Here is a 19,116-nt window from a genome sequence, read left to right on the forward strand (position 1 = left end):
TACCTGTTAGGATAACACTAGAACATGAATAATTAAAGGCTGTTCCCCTAATTGGAACCTGAAGAAGAGGAACAAGGCAATGAGTGGCATCGACCTTTCGGCATCGCCGCCAGTGTCCCTGAATGGTAAAAGTGTTCTGACCGCAATTCTGGCTGCGGTCGCGGGGCTGATGTTCGGCCTCGATCTCGGTGTGATTTCAGGCGCCCTGAAATTCATCGGTCAGGAATTCAACGTGACGGATTTCGGCAAGGAGTGCATCGTCTCGGCCATGATGGTCGGGGCGGCGCTGGGCGCAGTCTCCGGCGGGCGGCTCTCTTTCCTCTTCGGCCGCAAACGCCTGCTGCTGTCTTCCGCTTTTCTGTTCGTTTTAGGCTCGCTGCTCTGCGCGCTGGCAACGTCCGTCACGTTTCTCATCATCGGACGAATGGTGCTGGGTGTGTCTGTTGGCATCGCCAGCTTTACCGCTCCACTTTACATCTCCGAAATCGCCCATCAGCACTACCGTGGGTCCCTGATCTCGGTTTATCAGCTCATGATCACGGTCGGGATTTTCGTAGCGTTCATCTCCGATGCGCTGCTGGCTTACTCCGGTTCCTGGCGCTGGATGCTGGGTATCGTGGCCATTCCCGGCGTGGTCTTCCTCCTGGGCGTGCTCCTGCTGCCGGACAGCCCGCGCTGGCTGGTTCTGCGCGGCCGTAAGGACGAAGCCTTCACGGTCCTGCATGAACTCCGTGGACATGAGGGAGAAGCACGCTCTGAAATTGCAGACATTGAGGAGCAGCTCGCACAGATCGAAGGCGGTTACGGTCTTTTCAAGGCCAATGCCAACTTCCGTCGTTCCGTGTTCCTCGGGATTCTGCTTCAGACCATGCAGCAGTTCACTGGCATCATCGTGGTCATGTACTACGCACCGCGCATCTTCGAAGTCGCAGGCTTCGGCGATAATGCGGCCATGTGGGGTACGGCGATCGTTGGACTGGTGAATGTGCTCTCCACGTTCATTGCCATTGGCTTCGTGGACAAATGGGGCCGCCGTCCGATGCTGATCGCCGGTTTTATCATCATGACGATCGGCATGTTCACGGTTGGCACGCTCCTCTACTTCGGAACGGGTGACAGCGAACTGGCCCGTTATGGGGCGGTTACGATGCTTCTGGCCTTCATCGTGGGATTCGCGTTCTCCGCCGGGCCGCTGGTGTGGATCCTGTGCTCGGAAGTGCAGCCCATCAAGGGACGTGACTTCGGCATTGCCTGCTCCACCTTCACCAACTGGGTCACGAACATGATCGTTGGCCTGACGTTCCTGACGCTCCTGAACACGATCGGCAACGCTCAGACCTTCTGGATGTACGCCGCCTTCAATGCCTTCTTCATCTACCTGACCCTGAAATTCGTGCCTGAAACACGCGGCGTGACGCTCGAGCAGATCGAGCGGAATCTCATGGCCGGCAAGCCCCTTAACCGGATCGGCCTGTGACACCGCGTTCTGACATCACTTCTGGCAAGACGGTCCCGGCGCTCTCACGCCTGCCGGGACAATCCGCTGCCGTGGCTTCTTCCCAGCAGTGGTTTTCCCTCACGGAGACCCAAGACAATGACAGTAAAGATCGCCATTAACGGCTTCGGCCGTATTGGCAGACTGGCCCTTCGCAGCATTGTGGAAAGCGGTCGGAGCGATGTGATCCCCGTGGCCATTAATGGGCCAGGCTCCATCGAAGACAAGGTTCACATGCTGGTCTATGACAGTGTACATGGACGGATGCCGGGAGATGTTCACCTGGAGGGTGACATGTTGACCATTACCCATAATGGCCACACCTACGGCCCGATCCGGATTTCTTCAGAACGTGATCCGTCCAAAGTTCCGTTTGCTGGTGTGGACGTAGCAATGGAATGTTCGGGTCTTTTCACGACCAAGGAAAAAGCCTCCACCCTGCTGGAAGCCGGAGCCAGAAAGGTTCTGATTTCTGCTCCGGGAACGGACGTCGATGCGACTATCGTTTACGGCGTGAACAACGACATGCTGACGCCTGACATGACCGTAATTTCCAACGCGTCCTGCACCACAAACTGCCTCGCCCCATTGGTGAAGGTGCTTGATGACAATTACGGTATCGAGTGCGGTTATATGGTTACGATCCATTCCTATACGGGGGATCAGCAGATCGTGGACCGTCGTCACCGGGATCTGCGACGCGCACGCTCCGCTGCCCTGAACATGGTCCCGACCTCCACAGGAGCTGCCAAGGCGATTGGTTTGGTGCTGCCTCATCTGAAGGGCCGTCTGGATGGAACGTCCATCCGCGTCCCGACACCGAATGTCTCGCTGGTTTCGCTGGATTTCCTGTCGAAGCGACCTCCCGAGACGGCGAAAGAGATCAATCGCGTCATACAGGAAGCCGCGACAGGATCCCTCAAGGGGGTTCTTGCCTATAGTGATGCGCCTCTGGTCAGTAGCGATTTCAATCATTCTCCTGCGTCATCCAATTTCGACGCCACGCAGACGGCCATCATGGAATGTGGCCGAATGGTCCGGGTCTGCTCATGGTATGACAATGAATGGGGCTTCTCGAACCGGATGATTGATACTGCCGTGCTCTTTGGGTCTCTCTAACGTGCTGACAAGTTTGTTTCGCTCTGTGAATCGGAGCATAAAAGCACTTTCCTGACTGGAGAGTGCTTTTCATGATGTCCCGTCTGAGACTTCTGGCCGCAATGGCGTGTTTTGCCGCCCCTGTTTCGGCACTCGCGCAAGTTTCTGCGCCTATGCCCGCGACCTGCGACAATTCCAGATTCCTGAACGACCAGCAGACGTTTGAACAGCGTGGTGCAACACGTACAGACCTTCCCGAACATATCTGCGGACGTGTTATCGCCGTGGCACAGCGGGCGCAAAGGACACGCAGCGGCTGGCATGGTTATTTCTACGTTGATGTCGGGCAGGGTGTCTCGATCCGGATCGTCTCCGGGCTGGACGAGATGAGTGCTCCTCAATGGCCATGGGTCCAAAAGGGCGACACTGTTGAGGTGCAGGGCCGGTATTACTACGACAGCCTGCGCAAGCAGGGCATCGACTGGACGCATCATGGCACGAGCCGCAAATGGCCCTGGGCCGGGTACGTAACTGTCAACGGACATCGCTACGAATAAAAAAAGCCCCGGAGGATCGTCCTCCGGGGCTTTCTCCTGACGAGACGACTCAGTTCGTCGCTTCGTCTTTTTTCTCGGTAGCGTCTTCGCTTTTGACGTCCGAGCCTTCGATGATCTCGAAGTCCAGCGCGTCGTTTTTCAAACCGATCTTCACAGCGCCACCCTTTGCCAGTCGGCCGAAGAGCAGCTCTTCCGCCAGTGGCTTCTTGATGTGCTCCTGAATGACGCGGCCCAGAGGACGTGCGCCATACAGGCGATCGTAACCCTTCTCGGCCAGCCATTCCTTGGCGGCAGAGGAGATTTCGATCGTGACGTGACGGTCCGCCAACTGGGCTTCGAGCTGGAGAATGAACTTCTCCACCACGCGACCCACGGTTTCCGGCGTCAGGTTGGCGAACGGAATAACCGCGTCCAGACGGTTACGGAACTCAGGAGTGAAGGTGCGCTTGATCGCCTCTTCATCCTCGCCCGAACGGCTGGTGCGACCAAAGCCGATCGCTTCCTTGGACAGGTCCGCCGCACCCGCATTCGTGGTCATGATCAGGATCACGTTGCGGAAATCGACAGTTTTGCCGTTGTGATCCGTCAGACGGCCATGATCCATGACCTGAAGCAGGACGTTGTAAAGGTCCGGATGGGCCTTTTCGATTTCGTCCAGCAGCAGGACCGCATGGGGATGCTGGTCAATCGCATCCGTCAGCAATCCGCCCTGATCAAACCCGACATACCCCGGAGGTGCACCGATCAGACGGGAGATCGAATGACGCTCCATGTACTCGGACATGTCGAACCGGATCAGCTCAATGCCCAGAGACGAGGCAAGCTGCTTGGCCACTTCCGTCTTGCCGACGCCCGTAGGGCCGGAGAACAGGTAGTTGCCAATCGGTTTCTCCGCATCACGCAGACCCGCACGAGACAGCTTGATCGCTGCGGCAAGCGCATCAATCGCCTTGTCCTGACCGAACACCATGTTCCGCAGATCCCGCTCCAGATGGCGCAGGGTCTCGCGATCATCCGCCGTGACAGCCTTGGGCGGAATACGCGCAATCTTGGCGATGGCGTCTTCCACATCCTTCAGTGTCACGGTCTTGCGGCGCTTGTTCTCGGGAACCAGCATCCGGGCTGCACCGACTTCATCAATCACGTCGATGGCTTTGTCCGGCAGCTTGCGGTCATGCACGTAACGGGCTGCCAGTTCGACGGCGCCACGCAGGGCCTCGTCGGTGTAGCGAACCTTGTGGTGCTTCTCGTAACTGCCTTTCAGGCCACGCAGGATCTTGATGGCGTCTTCGACAGAAGGTTCCGGCACGTCGATCTTCTGGAAGCGCCGAACCAGAGCACGGTCCTTCTCGAAGTGCTGACGGAACTCCTTGTACGTCGTGGACCCGATGCAGCGCAGCGTTCCCGCCGCCAGAGCAGGTTTCAGGAGGTTGGACGCATCCATTGCTCCACCCGATGTTGCGCCTGCACCAATGACAGTGTGGATCTCGTCGATGAACAGGATTGCACCCGGCGTCTGATCAAGTTCCGTCACGACAGCCTTGAGGCGTTCCTCAAAGTCACCGCGATAGCGCGTGCCAGCCAGAAGCGAGCCCATGTCGAGGGAGAAGATCGTGCTGTCCTGCAGGACTTCAGGCACGTCCTTCTCAACGATGCGCTTGGCCAGACCTTCCGCAATGGCAGTCTTGCCCACACCTGGATCGCCCACATAAAGCGGGTTGTTCTTCGTGCGGCGGCACAGGATCTGGATTGTGCGTTCGATCTCCTGATCACGGCCGATCAGCGGATCAATCCGTCCCTCACGGGCACGATCGTTCAGATTGACGCAATAGGTCGCCAGTGCGCCGTCCTTGGCCGCTTCCTTACGCTCCTCGCGTTCGGACGTCTCCTTGGACGCCGCGGCAGCCTTCCGGCCCGCACCACGGTCCGGAGCCTTTGCAATACCATGTGAGATGAAGTTGACGGCGTCGAGTCGCGTCATGTCCTGCAATTGCAGGAAGTACACGGCGTGGCTCTCCCGCTCGGCAAAAAGTGCAACCAGCACGTTCGCGCCCGTGACTTCATCGCGGCCTGTGCTCTGCACATGGATGGCCGCGCGCTGGATCACGCGCTGGAAAGCCGCAGTCGGTTTCGGCTCTGTCGGACGGTCTGACGCCAGTCCTGCCAGATCCTTGTCGAGGAAGTCCGTCAGGTCGGAACGCAGTTTCTCAAGGTCGATTCCGCAGGCGCGGAAAACCGTCAGTGCTTCGGCATCTTCCGTGAGGGCCAGCAGCAGATGTTCGAGGGTGGCATACTCATGACGGCGATCTCCCGCGAATGTCAGGGCGCGGTGGAGCGTCTGTTCGAGCGTACGGGACAGCATAGGGTGGCGCTCCTCTCGACCTCTCGTGGAAGAGGTATCTTGTCGTGGTGCAACACGTAACGCCAGTCAGAAACGCAAGGCTGAACAAGAAATTGTCCAGTACCTGCATTTCTCAGGCAGGAAAGTCAGTCTTTTTCGATCGTACACTGAAGCGGATGCTGGTTCTGACGTGCCAGATCCATGACCTGAGCCACCTTGCTCTCCGCGACTTCGTAAGTGAAGACGCCGCAGACGCCCACACCCCGCTGATGAACGTGCAGCATGATGGCGGTGGCTTCTTCCCTGTTCTTGGAGAAGAAACGCTCCAACACATGCACGACGAATTCCATCGGCGTGTAGTCGTCGTTGAGCATCAGCACCTTGTACATGGACGGCTTGCGCGTCCGTGTCCGCGGGCGCACGACAACGCTGATCTCCAGATCGTCGTCATCGGGCATGCGTGGACCCGTCGGCTCCTTGGGGGCCGACGGGCCTGGTCCCATCACGGTCGATCCGCAAGCGGACTCGGCTGTCAGACGGGCGGTGGCAGGTGAAAGAAAATCGTAAGAAGACATGACTGGTATGATATGGGACGCTTCCCCCGACTTGAGAAGGGGGTAAGAAGCAGTACATTTCGTGAATATCGCCATGTTCCTGACATGATCTGGTCAGCTTTGCGTCATGCTTACGAAAAATTAAGCAAACTCCCGCAAACCCTGTGGACGGGCGCTTTTTGTTGCGCCTAATGTACTGGGATTACGGACTGTCCTGAGCAGTCTGACCGTCCCCGGCGATAATGTTTGTTCAGAGGCTGCCACATAATGCGCTTACCCTTCCGCAAGGCCCTTCTGTTATGCGCTCTCACGGCAGTGGGTATGGGATCTGCCCGAGCGCAGTATGCGGGCCATATTTCCAGCTTCGTGATGGATGCCCGGACGGGGGCCGTTCTCTCGCAGTCTGATGCGGATCTGCAACGCTATCCGGCATCCCTGACCAAACTCATGACACTCTATCTGACGTTCCGTGCGCTGGAAGCCCACCAGATCACGCTCGATCAGGAAGTGCCAGTATCCATTCACGCGTCCATGCAGGCGCCATCCAAGCTTGGACTGGTGCCGGGAACGCGTCTGACGGTCGAGGAGGGGATTCTCGCACTCGTGACGAAGTCGGCCAATGACGCCGCCTGCTCTCTGGGTGAATTTCTGGGTGGAGGCGATGAAGTCCGCTTCGCTCAGCTCATGACGCAGCAGGCCCGTGCTCTTGGCATGACCAACACAACGTTCCGCAACGCATCCGGTCTGCCAGACCCGGATCAGGTGACAACGGCGCATGATCTCGGAATTCTGGCCCAGCACCTGATCAACGATTTCCCGCAGTATTATCACTATTTCGGTGTGCCTTCCTTCTATTTCCATCGTCATCTGGTTCCGAACCATGATCCGATGCTGAAGATCTATGCCGGCGCTGATGGCATGAAGACGGGTTACACCGATGCTGCCGGCCGCAATCTCGTGACGTCCGCCATTCGTGGCAATGTCCGGCTGATCGGTGTCGTGCTCGGATCGTCTTCCAATGCTCGCCGTTCGATGGAAATGGCGTCCATTCTGGATGATGGCTTCGCCTCAGAAGGTATTGCACCGCAGCCGCTGATGCATCCGGTCGCACCGCGGACAATGATGATCGCCTCGGCCCGCCATGGCGGGCGCTTCGCGCATAGCCGGACGCTGGTTGCGTCCAGCCGCCCGATGGAAGTGGCTGACGCACCGACCAGCCCCCGCCGCTTTGGCCGTATCACGCGCCATGGAGCGTCGGTTCGTATGGTCAGCGCCCATCATGTTGCTACCCATCACAAGGCAGGCCGTCACTCGCGAGGCTGAAAAACTCGCGCCCCTGCCTTGCGGTTAGCGCAGGACAGTCGCATTTTGTCCCGACCTGTAAAAGATTGAGGATCGGGCGGCAGACATGGGTGATAATTCGCGTGGGATTGTTCTTTACGACAGTGAAGACTTCAAACACCTGAGAACGGTCGGGAAGCTGGCCGCAGAAACGCTGGACATGATCACGGAGCATGTTCAGCCAGGTGTCACCACGGAAGAGCTGAACAGACTCATCCATGAATTCACGCTGGCCCGCGGTGCTACGCCTGCGCCTTTGAACTATCATGGCTTCCCGAAGTCCTGCTGCATCTCCATCAACCATGTCGTCTGCCACGGCATTCCTGGTGAGAAGAAGCTTTCCAACGGCGATATCGTCAATATTGACGTGACGTCCATTCTGGATGGCTGGTACGGCGACAGTTCCCGTATGTACATTGTCGGCAAAGCCCCGAAGAAGGCCGAGAAGCTGGTTGAGGTGACGTATGAGTCCCTCATGCTCGGGATCGAGCAGGTCAAGCCAGGCAATACGCTTGGAGACATCGGCCATGCGATTCAGGTCTATGCGGAAAAGAACCGTTTCTCCATCGTGCGTGACTTCTGTGGTCACGGAATTGGTCGTGACTTCCATGCGGCTCCGAACGTGCTGCACTACGGAAAGCCGGGGCAGGGCGTGAAGCTGGTGCCAGGCATGGTCTTCACGATTGAGCCCATGCTCAATATCGGCAAGCCAGACGTGAAAATTCTTGATGACGGCTGGACAGCCGTTACCCGTGACCGCACGCTCTCAGCTCAGTTCGAGCACATGATCGGGGTCACGGAAGATGGTTGCGAAATCTTTACCCTGTCCCCGAAAGGTTACAACAAGCCCCCATACGGAGCTGGCGCATGAAAAAAATCTTTGCCCTGATTGTTGCAGGTCTGACAGGGGGCACGGCGCTGGCTGCCCCCGCATCGACCACCCTGAGTTCCGCTCATGATCCTCTGGCCTTCGGGCCGGATCAGATGTCACCGGGCGTTCTGGCTTCGGGCAAGCACGGTATGGTCGTTTCCGCGCAGCATCTTGCGTCGGAAGCAGGAGCAAAAATTCTTGCACAGGGCGGTAACGCCATCGATGCGGCTGTTGCTGTGGGCTATGCGCTGGCAGTTGTTTATCCGGCAGCGGGCAATATCGGCGGCGGCGGTTTCATGACCATCCGCCTGAAATCCGGGCAGACAGTATTCGTGGACTTCCGCGAACATGCGCCGGGTGCCGCAACGGCAACCATGTATCAGGATGCGTCGGGCAAGGTCATTCCGGATATGTCCACCGAGGGCTGGAAGGCCGTTGCAGTTCCGGGAACGGTCGCCGGACTGGATACGATCCTGCAGAAATGGGGACATCTCTCGCGAGAAAAGGTCATGGCCCCAGCGATTGCTCTGGCGCGTGAGGGTTTCATCCTGAATGAAGGGGACGTTCAGCTTCTGAACACGTCCACGAAGTATTTCCGTCAGGACCCGTATGCCCGACCGGTCTTCCTTCGTCCGGACGGTTCTTCCTTTGAACCGGGCGACCGGCTGGTCCAGAAGAATCTTGCCACTTCTCTTGAACTGATCGCCAGGAATGGCCCCAAAGCCTTCTACGACGGGCCAATCTCTGCTGAAATCGTTCGCGCCAGCAAAGAGGGCGGCGGTCTTCTGGAGCCTGCGGATTTCACGAACTACCATATCCGTTTCATGGAGCCGATCCGCTGCACCTATCGCGGCTACACGATCGACACGGCTCCACCGCCAAGTGGCGGCGGTGTGGCACTCTGCGAGATCCTGAACATCCTGTCCGGCTATGACATGCACGCGCTTGGCCTGCACACGGCGGCTTCTGCACAGCGTGAAATCGAAGCCATGCGTCATGCCTATTCAGACCGGCGCGATCTTGGCGATCCGGCGTTTGTCAAAAATCCGATCGAGCACCTGAATGATCCCGCTTATGCCGCGCAGGTGCGGGCTGGCATTCCGTTGGATCATGCTCTGCCATCCAGCACGCTGCGGGCAGGCGAAGCCCTTCCGGTCAAGGCCGCAGAAGCCGCGCCGGATACGCAGGAAAAGCACGAGACGACCCAGTTCTCCGTGCTGGACAAGAGTGGGATGGCGGTTTCGGCCACTTATACCCTCAATGGCTGGTTCGGCTCGGGCGTGATGGGCGGCAACACCGGCATCTGGCTTAATGACGAAATGGATGATTTCTCGTCCAAGCCGGGGGCGCCGAACATGTTCGGAATTGTCGGGTCCGAGGCCAATGCCATTGCTCCGGGCAAGACGCCGCTTTCCTCCATGTCGCCGTCGATTGTCTCGAAGGATGGCAAGGTGATCATGGTCATTGGCAGCCCAGGTGGCTCCCGTATCCCGACGATTACGCTGTCCGCCATTCTGGGTGTGCTCGATTACGGTCTGGATATCCGGCAGGCCGTGGATCTGCCCCGAATCCACGAACAGTGGGAGCCGTCTGCCGTGGAACTGGAGCCGGGTGCGCTGACGGATGACGTCATGAACACGCTGAAATCCGAAGGATATGCGCTGTCCCTGCACCGTCCATGGGGTGTGGCTGAGGGTATTCTGGCGGATCGTCCAAGCCTGTCCGCGCCCAGGACCGGCCTCCTTTATGGTGCTGCAGATCCGCGTCATGCCGGGGGTGAAGCGGCGGGTGAATGATAGGGGGTTGTCAGACACCCCCATCTCCGTGTTAGGAGAGCGCCGGGAGGTCGGCTTTGGACGGATACCTTGCCAACCCGGTCAGGTCCGGAAGGAAGCAGCCGCAGTGAGTTTTATCCGGGTCAAATGTCCGGCCTCCTACCAAGTGCAGCCTGTGGGCGCGACAGGTTTCCTGTTCTGCGCCCCGGCACAAGGCCGACAGAGAGCGGTCTTTATGTCCCGCTCTGACGGTTTTCCAGTTTCATGACTGACGATAACGACGATCTTCCCCTACCGCCTGAAAGCGGTGGCGGCTTTTTCGGCGATGCGCCTGCGGAGCCTGCTCAGGTTCCCGCGCTCCAAGAAAACAACACGCCCTATCGCGTTCTTGCCCGAAAATACCGGCCTCAGACTTTTGAAGATCTGATTGGTCAGGACTCGCTGGTCCGTATCCTGCGGCGCGCGTTCGAACTGAAGCGTGTGGCCCATGCCTTCATGCTGACGGGTGTGCGCGGTGTGGGGAAGACCACAACAGCCCGTATCATCGCACGCGCCCTGAACTGTGTCGGCCCGGACGGGAAGGGTGGCCCGACGGCTGAACCCTGTGGTGTCTGCGCAAACTGCACTGCCATTCTTGCAGACCGGCACCCCGACGTTCTGGAAATGGATGCGGCCTCCCGCACCGGCGTCGATGACGTCCGTGAAATCATTGAGGCGACCCGTTTCCGCCCGATGCAGGCCCGCATGAAAGTCTTCATCATCGATGAAGTGCACATGCTGTCCCGCAATGCATTCAATGCGCTGCTGAAAACGCTTGAAGAACCCCCGCCGCAGGTCACATTCATTTTCGCAACGACAGAACTGCGGAAGGTGCCGGTTACGGTCCTGTCCCGCTGTCAGCGTTTTGATCTGCGCCGTGTGCCGCAATCCCTGCTGATCGAGCATTTTGGCCGCATTGCGCAGAAAGAAGGTGCGAGCCTGTCCGACGATGCGCTGGCCCTGATTGCCCGCGCGGCCGATGGCTCAGTGCGTGATGGTCTCTCCCTTCTGGATCAGGCGATTGCCCAGGGCGCCAGCGATGCGGATGCCGTGTCCGACATGTTGGGTCTGGCGGATCGTGGACTGGTCTTTGACCTGCTTGAAGCTCTCATGGCGGGTAAGGCGGCAGAGGCTCTGGACCTGACGGATCAGGCCTATGCAAGAGGCGCTGATCTCGGCGTCCTTCTGGCTGACCTGCTGGATCTTCTGCATCTCGTGTCCCGCCTCAAGGCCATGCCGTCTCTGCGGGAAGGCCGGGATCTGCCGGAAGCAGAGCGGACGCGCGGCGGTATGCTGGCGGATCGTCTGTCCACCAGTGTTCTGGGACGTGCATGGCAGATCTTGCTTAAAGGTGTTGGTGAAGTCGAGTCAGCCCCTGACCGTCGTCAGGCCGCTGAGATGGTCCTGATCCGTCTGTGTCATGCCAGCCTCCTGCCGACGCCGGACCGTCTGATCCGCCAGTTGACGGAGGGGGGCGTAGACCTCTCGCTGCCGTCTGGTCCGTCTGGTCCGTCTGGTCCGTCTGGTGGCTCGGCGCAGGCAGGCCCCGCAGAGGGAGCGGGCGTTCAGGCACGTGCCACCCAGCAGGTTTCGACATCCATGGATCCGGGCGGCCCACGGGCACATGTGCGTCTGGTCGCCAATGGCGGGGAAATCATTGAGCCGGGCTACGCGGAGGCAGAAGCTGAACAGGCGCCAGAGCCTGAGCCTCTGACACCACCACGCACATGGCGGGAAATGGTGGCCCTCACATGGGACAAGGTTCCCCAGCTTCACGGTACTCTTCGTAATTCCGTGCATCTGGTGCGTTTTTCGCCACCGGACGTGCAGATCCGGCTGGAAGATAGCCACACCAAGGCTGACAGGCTGCTCCAGAATTTTCTGGAAGAGCACTTCCCTGGACAATGGCGTATCAGCCTCTCAACAGCCGAAGGCCAACCCACGCTTGATGAGCAGGGGGCCGAGGTCGTGCAGCTCAACCGGGCCGAAGTTGAGGCTCACCCTCTGGTCAAAGCCATTCTAGAAGCTTTTCCCGGTGCGAAAATCGGGGATGTGCAGGATCATTCCCTTGATGAATACGGTCTGCCACCCGAAATAACCGCACCATTGACGGAGGATGCTCCTCCCGACCTGGAATTCGCGCCTCTCGACGCCGATTTCCTTGATGAAGACGATCTACTGAAAGACCAGGAGCCGTTATGAAGAACCTCGCCGGACTGATGAAGCAGGCCAGCCAGATGCAGTCCAAGATGGAAGAAGCCCAGAAGAATCTGGCGAATCTGACTGTGGATGGCGCGGCTGGTGCAGGCCTTGTAACGCTTCAGCTTACGGGTAAGGGCGAAATGCGCAGCCTGAAGATCGACCCGAAGCTGGCTGATCCGAATGAAATGGAAATGCTTCAGGACCTGATCGTTGCAGCTTACACGGACGCGAAGAACAAGGCTGAAGCAGCCAGTTCCGAAGCCATGCGTGACGTGACGGGTGGTCTGGATCTGCCACCGGGTCTGAAGCTTCCGTTCTGATCCTTTTACCTGCGGACGTGACGCCATGATGATCAGCAATGACATCGAACAGCTGATTTCCATGCTGTCCCGTCTGCCGGGACTTGGGCCACGTTCCGCGCGGCGGGCTGCCCTCAGCCTGCTGCGCCAGCCAGAGGCCAGGATGCTGCCTCTGGCGCATCTCATGGAGCGGGCGGCAACAAGTGTGCGGACCTGCTCGCTCTGCGGCAATCTCGATACGGTCGATCCCTGTCATATCTGCACGGATGCTCACCGTGATCGCGGTCTGGTCTGTGTTGTTGAGACTGTCGGTGATCTCTGGGCGCTGGAGCGGGCCGGAGTGCATCGGGGCGTCTATCAGGTTCTGGGAGGCACGCTTTCGGCGCTCGCAGGGCTTGGGCCGGATGATCTGAATGTCGCGTCTTTGCTGGATCGTATTGCCGAAGGTGGCGTGCGGGAGGTCATTCTGGCCCTTGGCGCGACTGTTGAAGGTGCAACAACGGCGCACTGGCTTCAGGAAAAACTTGCTCCGACGGATGTGACGGTCAGCCGTGTCGGTCATGGTGTTCCGATGGGTGGGGCGCTGGATGTGCTGGATGATGGCACGCTCGCCGCTGCCCTGATTGCACGACGGGCCTTATGATCTCTCCGCACGTTCCCCGTACGGCCCTTGTGACGGGAGGAGCCCGGCGCATTGGGCGTGCGCTGGTCGAAATGCTAGTGCAGCAGGGCTTCACGGTGGCCATCCATTATCGTGACAGCGAGGCGGATGCTCAGGCGCTTCTCCGGCAGATCGGCGGTCGCGGCTGTCTTCTGAAAGCGGATCTGGCTTCTGAAAAAGACGTTGAGGCACTCGTTGCCGACGCCACGAACAAGCTGGGGCCGATCGGAATCCTCATCAACAACGCTTCGGCGTTTACGCGCGATGAGATCGAGACGGCGACCCGCGAAAGCTGGGACCGGCATATTGAGCCGAATCTGAGAGCACCGTTTGTTCTCTCGCAGGCCATGGCAAAGGCTTTGCCTGAAGATGCGGAAGGTCTGATTCTGAACATGCTGGATCAGCGTGTCTGGAATCTCACGCCGCATTTCGTCAGCTACACGGTCTCCAAGGCGGGTTTATGGACCCTGACGCAGACGCTCGCTCTCGCGCTGGCACCACGGATTCGCGTCAATGCCATCGGGCCAGGGCCTGTTCTGCCGGCTGTAGGACAGTCTCAGGAACATTTTGATCGGATGTGTGCAGGAACGCCCCTGAAGCGTGGTGCCTCGCCTGAGGAGATTGCTCAGGCTGCTCTGGCCTTGTTCTCGCTGCCATCCGTAACGGGGCAGATGCTGGCCATGGATGGCGGTCAGCACCTGAACTGGTCACCCGCCCGATAAATTCCCCGATAAATTCAGGGCTGAGGTTTCAGAGCCGCTGGAAGATAATCTTCCACAACCAGAGAAATAGGGGCGTTGTCAGAGGCGCGTCGAAGCATCGCTCTGTTTTCCAGAACGATTCCCGTAGCGGGATCAGGAAAATGCGATTCGAGTCGCTGTCGATGGAAATGCGTGTCCGCAACGGCCTTGCCGAATGGCGTGTCCGTCGTTTCCAGAACATGGTTCATGTCTGCGGTCAGTCGTTCCGGAACATACCAGTTCCACGCGTCTGACAGCGGAATATCCCCACAGAGAAGCTGAACATGCCGAGTACGGATCTGATCGGCCTTCTGCACATCCAGCAGAAGAAGAATATCTCCGGACGGCTGTTCCTGGGCTGGAAGGCGCACCACCCGGATAGGGAGGCCGCAATGTTCCTGAAGGACCGCTGTTGCGCTTGGATGGCGCTCCAGCCGGTCGTTCAATGCACGAACGGCCGCGCCATCCGGGGACGAAGCGTCTCCCGGACCGGCGCAGCCGCTCAATGCTGCTGCAAAGGAAAGAGCACGGACAACCTTAGTGGTCGTCCCGGTCGTCCTTGTCAGTCGTGACTTCGATGTCATTCGAAAGATCATCGTCATCGTCCAGATCATCGTCTGCCGCGATGACATCGTCATCGGCATCATCATCCGTGTCCAGATCGACGTCGACATCATCTTCGTTCTCCTCGGGCTGAGCCTTCGGATCTTTCTCTTCCGGCAGCGGGCCTTCGCTGCGCTTGAGACGGCCGATGTCATTCGGCTGGGTGGTGCCACATTTAGGGCACACGGTAGGGACGCGGTTCAGGTCATAGAAGCGGGCGCCGCACTCAACGCACGTCCGTTTTAGACCGAGTTCGGGTTTTGCCATGTTGTGCAAGCCTGCCAATGCCTCGGATAAGGAACGCGGCCATGCCAGCTTGTTTCCGCCATGTCAAACCCGAAGTGTCCCAAAAACTGCATGAGCGGACAGTTTTGAAGGTGATTGACAGGCAGGAATGACCCTCGCATGAACAGGGCTATGCAAGCGCGACCTCTGACAGTTTCCGCGTCCCCGAAGGGACTTTCCGGCCGTACCCGCGTACCGGGTGACAAATCCATCAGCCACCGTTCGCTGATGCTGGCCTCTCTCGCACATGGCCGTACGCATGTTTACGGCCTTCTGGAGGGCGAAGACGTCCTGCGGACCGCCGACGCCATGCGCGCGCTGGGTGCGACCATCACCCGCGATGGTGCCGTCTGGACCATCGACGGCCGGGGCGTTGGCGAACTGATCGAGCCAGCCGATGTGCTGGATATGGGCAACTCCGGAACGGCCGCGCGCCTTCTGTCCGGTATTCTCTCGTCCCACAAAATGAACAGTGTCATGACCGGGGATGCGTCCCTGCGTTCCCGCCCGATGCGTCGTGTCATGGATCCACTGTCAAAGAATGGCTCCGAATTTCTGGCCCGTGAAGGTGGGCGTCTGCCGATGGCTGTCCGCGGTGATGGTCAGGCCAAGCCGCTTGAATACCGCCTTCCGGTTGCATCAGCGCAGGTCAAATCCGCTGTTCTGCTGGCCGGTCTGAATGCGGTCGGCAAGACGGTTGTGGAAGAGCCTGTCGCGACCCGTGATCACACCGAAAACATGTTGCGTCATTTTGGTGTCGAAGTTGATGTCTCTGTTCTCGATGCGGGTGGACGTCGAATCGAACTGACCGGTCCGGTGAAGCTGACAGCCCGTGACGTGACGGTGCCGGGCGATCCGTCCTCATCAGCTTTCCCCCTGGTGGCCGCCCTTCTGGTGCCGGGCTCTGATCTGCTGATCGAGAATGTGGGACTGAACCCCCTGCGGACAGGTCTTTTCACGACGCTGCTCGAAATGGGTGCCGATCTGACGATTGAGAACGAGCGTGTCGAAGGTGGCGAGCCTGTGGGCGACCTTCGCGTTCGTCATAGCAAGCTCAAGGGTGTGGATGTACCGCCTGAGCGTGCGCCTTCGATGATTGATGAATATCCGGTTCTGGCCGTGGCCTGTGCCTTCGCGGAAGGTTCCTCCCGTCTGCGGGGTCTGGAAGAACTGCGCGTGAAGGAAAGCGACCGTCTGGCCGCCACGGTTTCGCTGCTCAACGTCAATGGTGCGGAAACCGAAGTCGTGGGCGATGACCTGATCGTTCAGGGCTTCAAGGGACCGTTGGGTGGTGGCACCGTGACGACGCACATGGATCACCGTTTGGCCATGAGCGGCATTGTGTTCGGTCTTGCCGCGCAGAAGCCGGTTCATATCGACGACACGGCTTTCATCGAGACCAGCTTTCCCGGCTTTGTTGACCTGATGAACGCACTGGGCGCGGATATCCGGGCATGAGCCATCCGCTCATCATTGCCGTGGATGGGCCAGCCGCAGCCGGGAAGGGAACGCTGGCCAAGGCGCTCGCGGCCCGGCTGGGTCTGCCGTATCTGGATACGGGGTTGCTGTACCGCGCTGTTGCGCGCCGGATGGTGAATGCGGGTCTGGACCCGGCGGGAGATGCGTCTGCCCAGGCGCAGGCACTCCAGCCGGAAGATCTTGCCCGAACGGATCTCCGTGTTCCGGAAATCGACCGGGGGGCCTCTCTTGTGGCGGCCCAACCAGCGGTTCGTGCAGCTCTTCTTGATCGTCAGCGCGTGTTTGCCACGCAGAGCGGCGCGGTTGTGGATGGCCGTGACATCGGAACTGTCGTCTTTCCGGACGCAGACGTGAAGTTCTTCATCACGGCCTCTCCCAGAACTCGCGCTCTGCGTCGTCATCGTCAGGTTCATGGCGAGGCTGCTCTGGCCGAGGCTGAACTTGAAGCGGCTGTCGCCGAGATTGTCGCGCGGGACTCGCGGGATTCTTCGCGAGATACGGCACCACTTCTACAGGCTGTGGACGCTGTTCTGATTGAGACAGACGACCTTTCCGCAGAACAAGTGCTTGAAAAAGCCTGTGAAGAAGTCACACGCCGAAAGGGCCGCTCCTGATTGCCCGCAGAGAGCGGCCAAACACCCGTTTTTTTATTGACAGAGCGCCCACTGAGGGTGTTTTTGCGGGCTAGCACTGTGTCCGTAAGGGGCACGATGTCGTCTGTCGCGCGTATTTGCGCGCAGGCTTAACCTAACAGACCCGCCCTGACCTCTGATGGCAGCGGGGAGTCGTCACGACAGATCCTGATCCTCGTGGCGCAGACGTGGATGATCGGTTTCAGGCCGAAAATCCGGGAATATTGTATTTACATGGCTTCAGCCAATCAGACCCCTGCCGATCACGGCATGGAAGATTTTGCAGCCCTTCTCGAAGAGACCCTGGGCCGCGACACCGGTTTTGACGGCTCCGTCGTCACCGGTCGCGTGATCCGTCTGACCGACGAATTCGCTATCGTTGATGTCGGTCTCAAGAGCGAAGGCCGCGTTTCCCTTAAGGAATTCGGCCCGCCGGGTGTTGCTCCGGACGTAAAGCCGGGCGACGTTGTCGAGCTGTATGTCGAGCGTTACGAAGACCGTGACGGTTCCATCGTTCTTTCCCGCGAGAAGGCTCGCCGCGAAGAAGCATGGACCGCTCTGGAGCGTGCATTCGGCAACAACCAGCGCGTTAACGGCACGATCTATGGTCGCGTCAAGGGTGGCTTCACGGTTGATCTGGGCGGCGCAATGGCGTTCCTTCCGGGCAGCCAGGTTGACATCCGTCCGGTTCGTGACGTCGGCCCGCTGATGGGTCAGCCGCAGCCGTTCCAGATCCTGAAGATGGATCGCGCACGTGGCAACATCGTCGTGTCCCGTCGTGCCGTTCTTGAAGAAACCCGCGCAGAACAGCGTTCCGAGCTGATCCAGGGCCTGAAGGAAGGCATGATCCTTGACGGCGTCGTCAAGAACATCACCGACTACGGTGCGTTCGTTGACCTCGGCGGCGTTGACGGCCTCCTGCATGTCACGGACATCGCCTGGAAGCGCATCAACCACCCGTCCGAAGCTCTGCAGATCGGTCAGCCGGTTCGCGTGCAGGTCATCCGCTTCAACCCGGACACGCAGCGTATCTCCCTCGGCATGAAGCAGCTTGAAGCTGATCCGTGGGAAAATGTTGCACTCAAGTACCCGGCAAATGCCCGTTTCACGGGTCGCGTCACGAACATCACCGACTACGGTGCATTCGTCGAGCTGGAGCCTGGCGTCGAAGGTCTGGTGCACGTTTCCGAAATGTCCTGGACGAAGAAGAACGTCCATCCGGGCAAGATCGTCGCTACTTCCCAGGAAGTCGACGTCATGGTTCTGGACGTGGATAGCTCCAAGCGTCGTATTTCCCTTGGTCTCAAGCAGGTTCAGCGCAACCCTTGGGAGCAGTTCGAAGAAGAGCACAAGGTTGGCTCTGTCATCGAAGGCGAAATCCGCAACATCACCGAGTTTGGTCTGTTCATCGGCCTCTCCGCAGACATCGACGGCATGGTTCACATGTCCGACCTGTCCTGGGACGAAGCTGGCGAAGCAGCCATGGCGAACTACGAGAAGGGTCAGGTCGTCAAGGCCAAGGTCCTCGACGTGGATCCTGAGAAGGAGCGCATCTCCCTGGGCATCAAGCAGCTTCAGGAAGATCCGGCAGCCGACACGCTGGCTCGCATCCAGAAGGGCGCAGTTGTTACCTGTGTCGTGACGGCAGTTCAGACGAACGGTATCGAAGTGAAGGTCGACGATCTGCTGACCGGCTTCATCCGTCGTGCAGAGCTGGCTCGTGACAAGGCCGAGCAGCGCCCAGAGCGGTTCGCTGTTGGCGAAAAGGTCGATGCAAAGATCGTTTCCGTTGACCGTGCAGCTCGCAAGCTGGCCCTGACGATCCGTGGCCGTGAGGTCGAGGAAGATAAGGCAGCTATCAACGAGTACGGTTCTTCTGACTCGGGTGCTTCCCTGGGTGATATCCTTGGCGCGGCAATTCGTCGTCGCACCACGGACGTCTGAGACCAGAAAATTTTCTCAGCCTAGTTACTGTGAAGATTTTGGAAAAGAGCCGCGGAAGCGGCTCTTTTTTTGTCTGCACTTAAGAAAGCTTCTTTTTTTAGGGGGGTTTTGTTGAAGGAAACCTTCGGGTAAGAATTAAGGTACCGTGATAGCGGCAGTCTTTTGCGGCCTATCGCCTGAATGACTGATGGTTTCGGTTC

At 58.9% G+C, this 19,116-nt stretch carries 18 protein-coding genes and 1 other RNA gene; 15 read left to right on the forward strand and 4 right to left on the reverse strand.

What is annotated here, in order from left to right; translation table 11 throughout:
- Positions 1-79: 79 nt before the first annotated feature.
- The 4 genes from B7444_RS10825 to B7444_RS10835 all read left to right on the forward strand — a co-directional run bounded on the left by B7444_RS10825 (position 80) and on the right by B7444_RS10835 (position 3,150).
- Positions 80-1,477 (forward strand): sugar porter family MFS transporter, encoded by a 1,398-nt coding sequence (locus tag B7444_RS10825; protein ID WP_007283209.1) that lies wholly within the window; start codon positions 80-82, stop codon positions 1,475-1,477.
- A complete protein-coding gene (locus tag B7444_RS16800) occupies positions 1,474-1,617 on the forward strand; it encodes a hypothetical protein (RefSeq protein ID WP_007283210.1) in 144 nt (47 codons plus the stop codon). Before B7444_RS10825 ends, B7444_RS16800 begins: the two co-directional genes overlap by 4 nt.
- Complete coding sequence (gap, locus tag B7444_RS10830) at positions 1,595-2,614, forward strand: type I glyceraldehyde-3-phosphate dehydrogenase (protein ID WP_007283211.1); 1,020 nt, start codon at positions 1,595-1,597, stop codon at positions 2,612-2,614. Before B7444_RS16800 ends, gap begins: the two co-directional genes overlap by 23 nt.
- Before the next feature lie 71 nt (positions 2,615-2,685).
- Positions 2,686-3,150, forward strand: coding sequence for a DUF3465 domain-containing protein (locus B7444_RS10835; protein ID WP_035729327.1), 465 nt, complete (start codon positions 2,686-2,688; stop codon positions 3,148-3,150).
- 49 nt (positions 3,151-3,199) lie between these two features.
- Here B7444_RS10835 and clpA read toward each other — a convergent pair whose 3' ends face one another.
- Positions 3,200-5,512 carry an ATP-dependent Clp protease ATP-binding subunit ClpA gene (clpA, locus tag B7444_RS10840; protein WP_007283213.1) on the reverse strand — a complete coding sequence of 771 codons (2,313 nt, stop codon included), beginning with the start codon at positions 5,510-5,512 and terminating at the stop codon, positions 3,200-3,202.
- Positions 5,513-5,637: 125 nt separating this feature from the next.
- Complete coding sequence (gene clpS / locus B7444_RS10845; RefSeq protein ID WP_224777861.1) at positions 5,638-6,066, reverse strand: ATP-dependent Clp protease adapter ClpS; 429 nt, start codon at positions 6,064-6,066, stop codon at positions 5,638-5,640.
- A gap of 246 nt (positions 6,067-6,312) precedes the next feature.
- On the opposite strand from clpS, the gene B7444_RS10850 reads away from it, so the two are divergent.
- The 8 genes from B7444_RS10850 (at position 6,313) to B7444_RS10885 (ending at position 13,955) form a co-directional block, all read left to right on the forward strand.
- Complete coding sequence (locus tag B7444_RS10850) at positions 6,313-7,368, forward strand: D-alanyl-D-alanine carboxypeptidase family protein (RefSeq protein ID WP_007283215.1); 1,056 nt, start codon at positions 6,313-6,315, stop codon at positions 7,366-7,368.
- 85 nt (positions 7,369-7,453) lie between these two features.
- Positions 7,454-8,257 carry a type I methionyl aminopeptidase gene (gene map, locus B7444_RS10855; RefSeq protein WP_007283216.1) on the forward strand — a complete coding sequence of 268 codons (804 nt, stop codon included), beginning with the start codon at positions 7,454-7,456 and terminating at the stop codon, positions 8,255-8,257.
- The gene (gene ggt, locus B7444_RS10860) at positions 8,254-10,053 is read left to right on the forward strand and encodes a gamma-glutamyltransferase (protein WP_007283217.1); all 1,800 of its coding nucleotides are present in this window, start codon (positions 8,254-8,256) and stop codon (positions 10,051-10,053) included. The genes map and ggt overlap by 4 nt, the downstream gene beginning before the upstream one ends.
- Before the next feature lie 45 nt (positions 10,054-10,098).
- Positions 10,099-10,195, forward strand: an RNA gene (gene ffs / locus B7444_RS10865) — signal recognition particle sRNA small type.
- Between the two features lie 101 nt (positions 10,196-10,296).
- Positions 10,297-12,273, forward strand: a complete 1,977-nt coding sequence (locus B7444_RS10870) for a DNA polymerase III subunit gamma/tau (RefSeq protein WP_007283218.1) — start codon at positions 10,297-10,299, stop codon at positions 12,271-12,273.
- Positions 12,270-12,593 carry a YbaB/EbfC family nucleoid-associated protein gene (locus B7444_RS10875; RefSeq protein ID WP_007283219.1) on the forward strand — a complete coding sequence of 108 codons (324 nt, stop codon included), beginning with the start codon at positions 12,270-12,272 and terminating at the stop codon, positions 12,591-12,593. The genes B7444_RS10870 and B7444_RS10875 overlap by 4 nt, the downstream gene beginning before the upstream one ends.
- Positions 12,594-12,621: 28 nt before the next feature.
- Positions 12,622-13,215 (forward strand): recombination mediator RecR, encoded by a 594-nt coding sequence (gene recR / locus B7444_RS10880; protein ID WP_029495795.1) that lies wholly within the window; start codon positions 12,622-12,624, stop codon positions 13,213-13,215.
- Positions 13,212-13,955: an SDR family oxidoreductase gene (locus B7444_RS10885; RefSeq protein ID WP_007283221.1), complete on the forward strand. Its 744-nt coding sequence runs from the start codon at positions 13,212-13,214 to the stop codon at positions 13,953-13,955. The genes recR and B7444_RS10885 overlap by 4 nt, the downstream gene beginning before the upstream one ends.
- Before the next feature lie 14 nt (positions 13,956-13,969).
- Here the strand turns inward: B7444_RS10885 and B7444_RS10890 are convergent, their stop codons facing one another.
- Complete coding sequence (locus B7444_RS10890) at positions 13,970-14,557, reverse strand: chorismate--pyruvate lyase family protein (protein ID WP_231502802.1); 588 nt, start codon at positions 14,555-14,557, stop codon at positions 13,970-13,972.
- A complete protein-coding gene (locus B7444_RS10895) occupies positions 14,511-14,843 on the reverse strand; it encodes a TIGR02300 family protein (protein ID WP_016738181.1) in 333 nt (110 codons plus the stop codon). The genes B7444_RS10890 and B7444_RS10895 overlap by 47 nt, the downstream gene beginning before the upstream one ends.
- 150 nt (positions 14,844-14,993) lie before the next feature.
- On the opposite strand from B7444_RS10895, the gene aroA reads away from it, so the two are divergent.
- From aroA to rpsA, 3 genes are all read left to right on the forward strand, one after another.
- Positions 14,994-16,319 carry a 3-phosphoshikimate 1-carboxyvinyltransferase gene (gene aroA / locus B7444_RS10900; RefSeq protein WP_007283224.1) on the forward strand — a complete coding sequence of 442 codons (1,326 nt, stop codon included), beginning with the start codon at positions 14,994-14,996 and terminating at the stop codon, positions 16,317-16,319.
- On the forward strand, positions 16,316-16,954 hold the full coding sequence (gene cmk / locus B7444_RS10905) for a (d)CMP kinase (RefSeq protein ID WP_007283225.1): 639 nt from the start codon (positions 16,316-16,318) through the stop codon (positions 16,952-16,954). Before aroA ends, cmk begins: the two co-directional genes overlap by 4 nt.
- Before the next feature lie 252 nt (positions 16,955-17,206).
- A complete protein-coding gene (gene rpsA / locus B7444_RS10910) occupies positions 17,207-18,916 on the forward strand; it encodes a 30S ribosomal protein S1 (RefSeq protein WP_035729318.1) in 1,710 nt (569 codons plus the stop codon).
- Positions 18,917-19,116 lie beyond the last annotated feature (200 nt).

The organism is Gluconobacter thailandicus F149-1 = NBRC 100600 (genome assembly GCF_000964465.1).
GTDB lineage: Bacteria > Pseudomonadota > Alphaproteobacteria > Acetobacterales > Acetobacteraceae > Gluconobacter > Gluconobacter thailandicus.

Excerpts from the sequence above, each read along its gene's own strand:
- B7444_RS10850 (WP_007283215.1), top strand. The coding sequence starts at position 6,313 with ATGCGCTTACCCTTCCGCAAGGCCCTTCTGTTATGCGCTCTCACGGCA.
- rpsA (WP_035729318.1), top strand. The coding sequence starts at position 17,207 with ATGGCTTCAGCCAATCAGACCCCTGCCGATCACGGCATGGAAGATTTT.
- B7444_RS10835 (WP_035729327.1), top strand. The coding sequence starts at position 2,686 with ATGATGTCCCGTCTGAGACTTCTGGCCGCAATGGCGTGTTTTGCCGCC.
- clpA (WP_007283213.1), bottom strand. The coding sequence starts at position 5,512 with ATGCTGTCCCGTACGCTCGAACAGACGCTCCACCGCGCCCTGACATTC.
- cmk (WP_007283225.1), top strand. The coding sequence starts at position 16,316 with ATGAGCCATCCGCTCATCATTGCCGTGGATGGGCCAGCCGCAGCCGGG.
- ggt (WP_007283217.1), top strand. The coding sequence starts at position 8,254 with ATGAAAAAAATCTTTGCCCTGATTGTTGCAGGTCTGACAGGGGGCACG.
- B7444_RS10825 (WP_007283209.1), top strand. The coding sequence starts at position 80 with ATGAGTGGCATCGACCTTTCGGCATCGCCGCCAGTGTCCCTGAATGGT.
- B7444_RS10895 (WP_016738181.1), bottom strand. The coding sequence starts at position 14,843 with ATGGCAAAACCCGAACTCGGTCTAAAACGGACGTGCGTTGAGTGCGGC.
- aroA (WP_007283224.1), top strand. The coding sequence starts at position 14,994 with ATGCAAGCGCGACCTCTGACAGTTTCCGCGTCCCCGAAGGGACTTTCC.
- B7444_RS10870 (WP_007283218.1), top strand. The coding sequence starts at position 10,297 with ATGACTGACGATAACGACGATCTTCCCCTACCGCCTGAAAGCGGTGGC.
- B7444_RS10890 (WP_231502802.1), bottom strand. The coding sequence starts at position 14,557 with ATGACATCGAAGTCACGACTGACAAGGACGACCGGGACGACCACTAAG.
- gap (WP_007283211.1), top strand. The coding sequence starts at position 1,595 with ATGACAGTAAAGATCGCCATTAACGGCTTCGGCCGTATTGGCAGACTG.
- B7444_RS10875 (WP_007283219.1), top strand. The coding sequence starts at position 12,270 with ATGAAGAACCTCGCCGGACTGATGAAGCAGGCCAGCCAGATGCAGTCC.
- map (WP_007283216.1), top strand. The coding sequence starts at position 7,454 with ATGGGTGATAATTCGCGTGGGATTGTTCTTTACGACAGTGAAGACTTC.
- B7444_RS10885 (WP_007283221.1), top strand. The coding sequence starts at position 13,212 with ATGATCTCTCCGCACGTTCCCCGTACGGCCCTTGTGACGGGAGGAGCC.
- recR (WP_029495795.1), top strand. The coding sequence starts at position 12,622 with ATGATCAGCAATGACATCGAACAGCTGATTTCCATGCTGTCCCGTCTG.
- clpS (WP_224777861.1), bottom strand. The coding sequence starts at position 6,066 with ATGTCTTCTTACGATTTTCTTTCACCTGCCACCGCCCGTCTGACAGCC.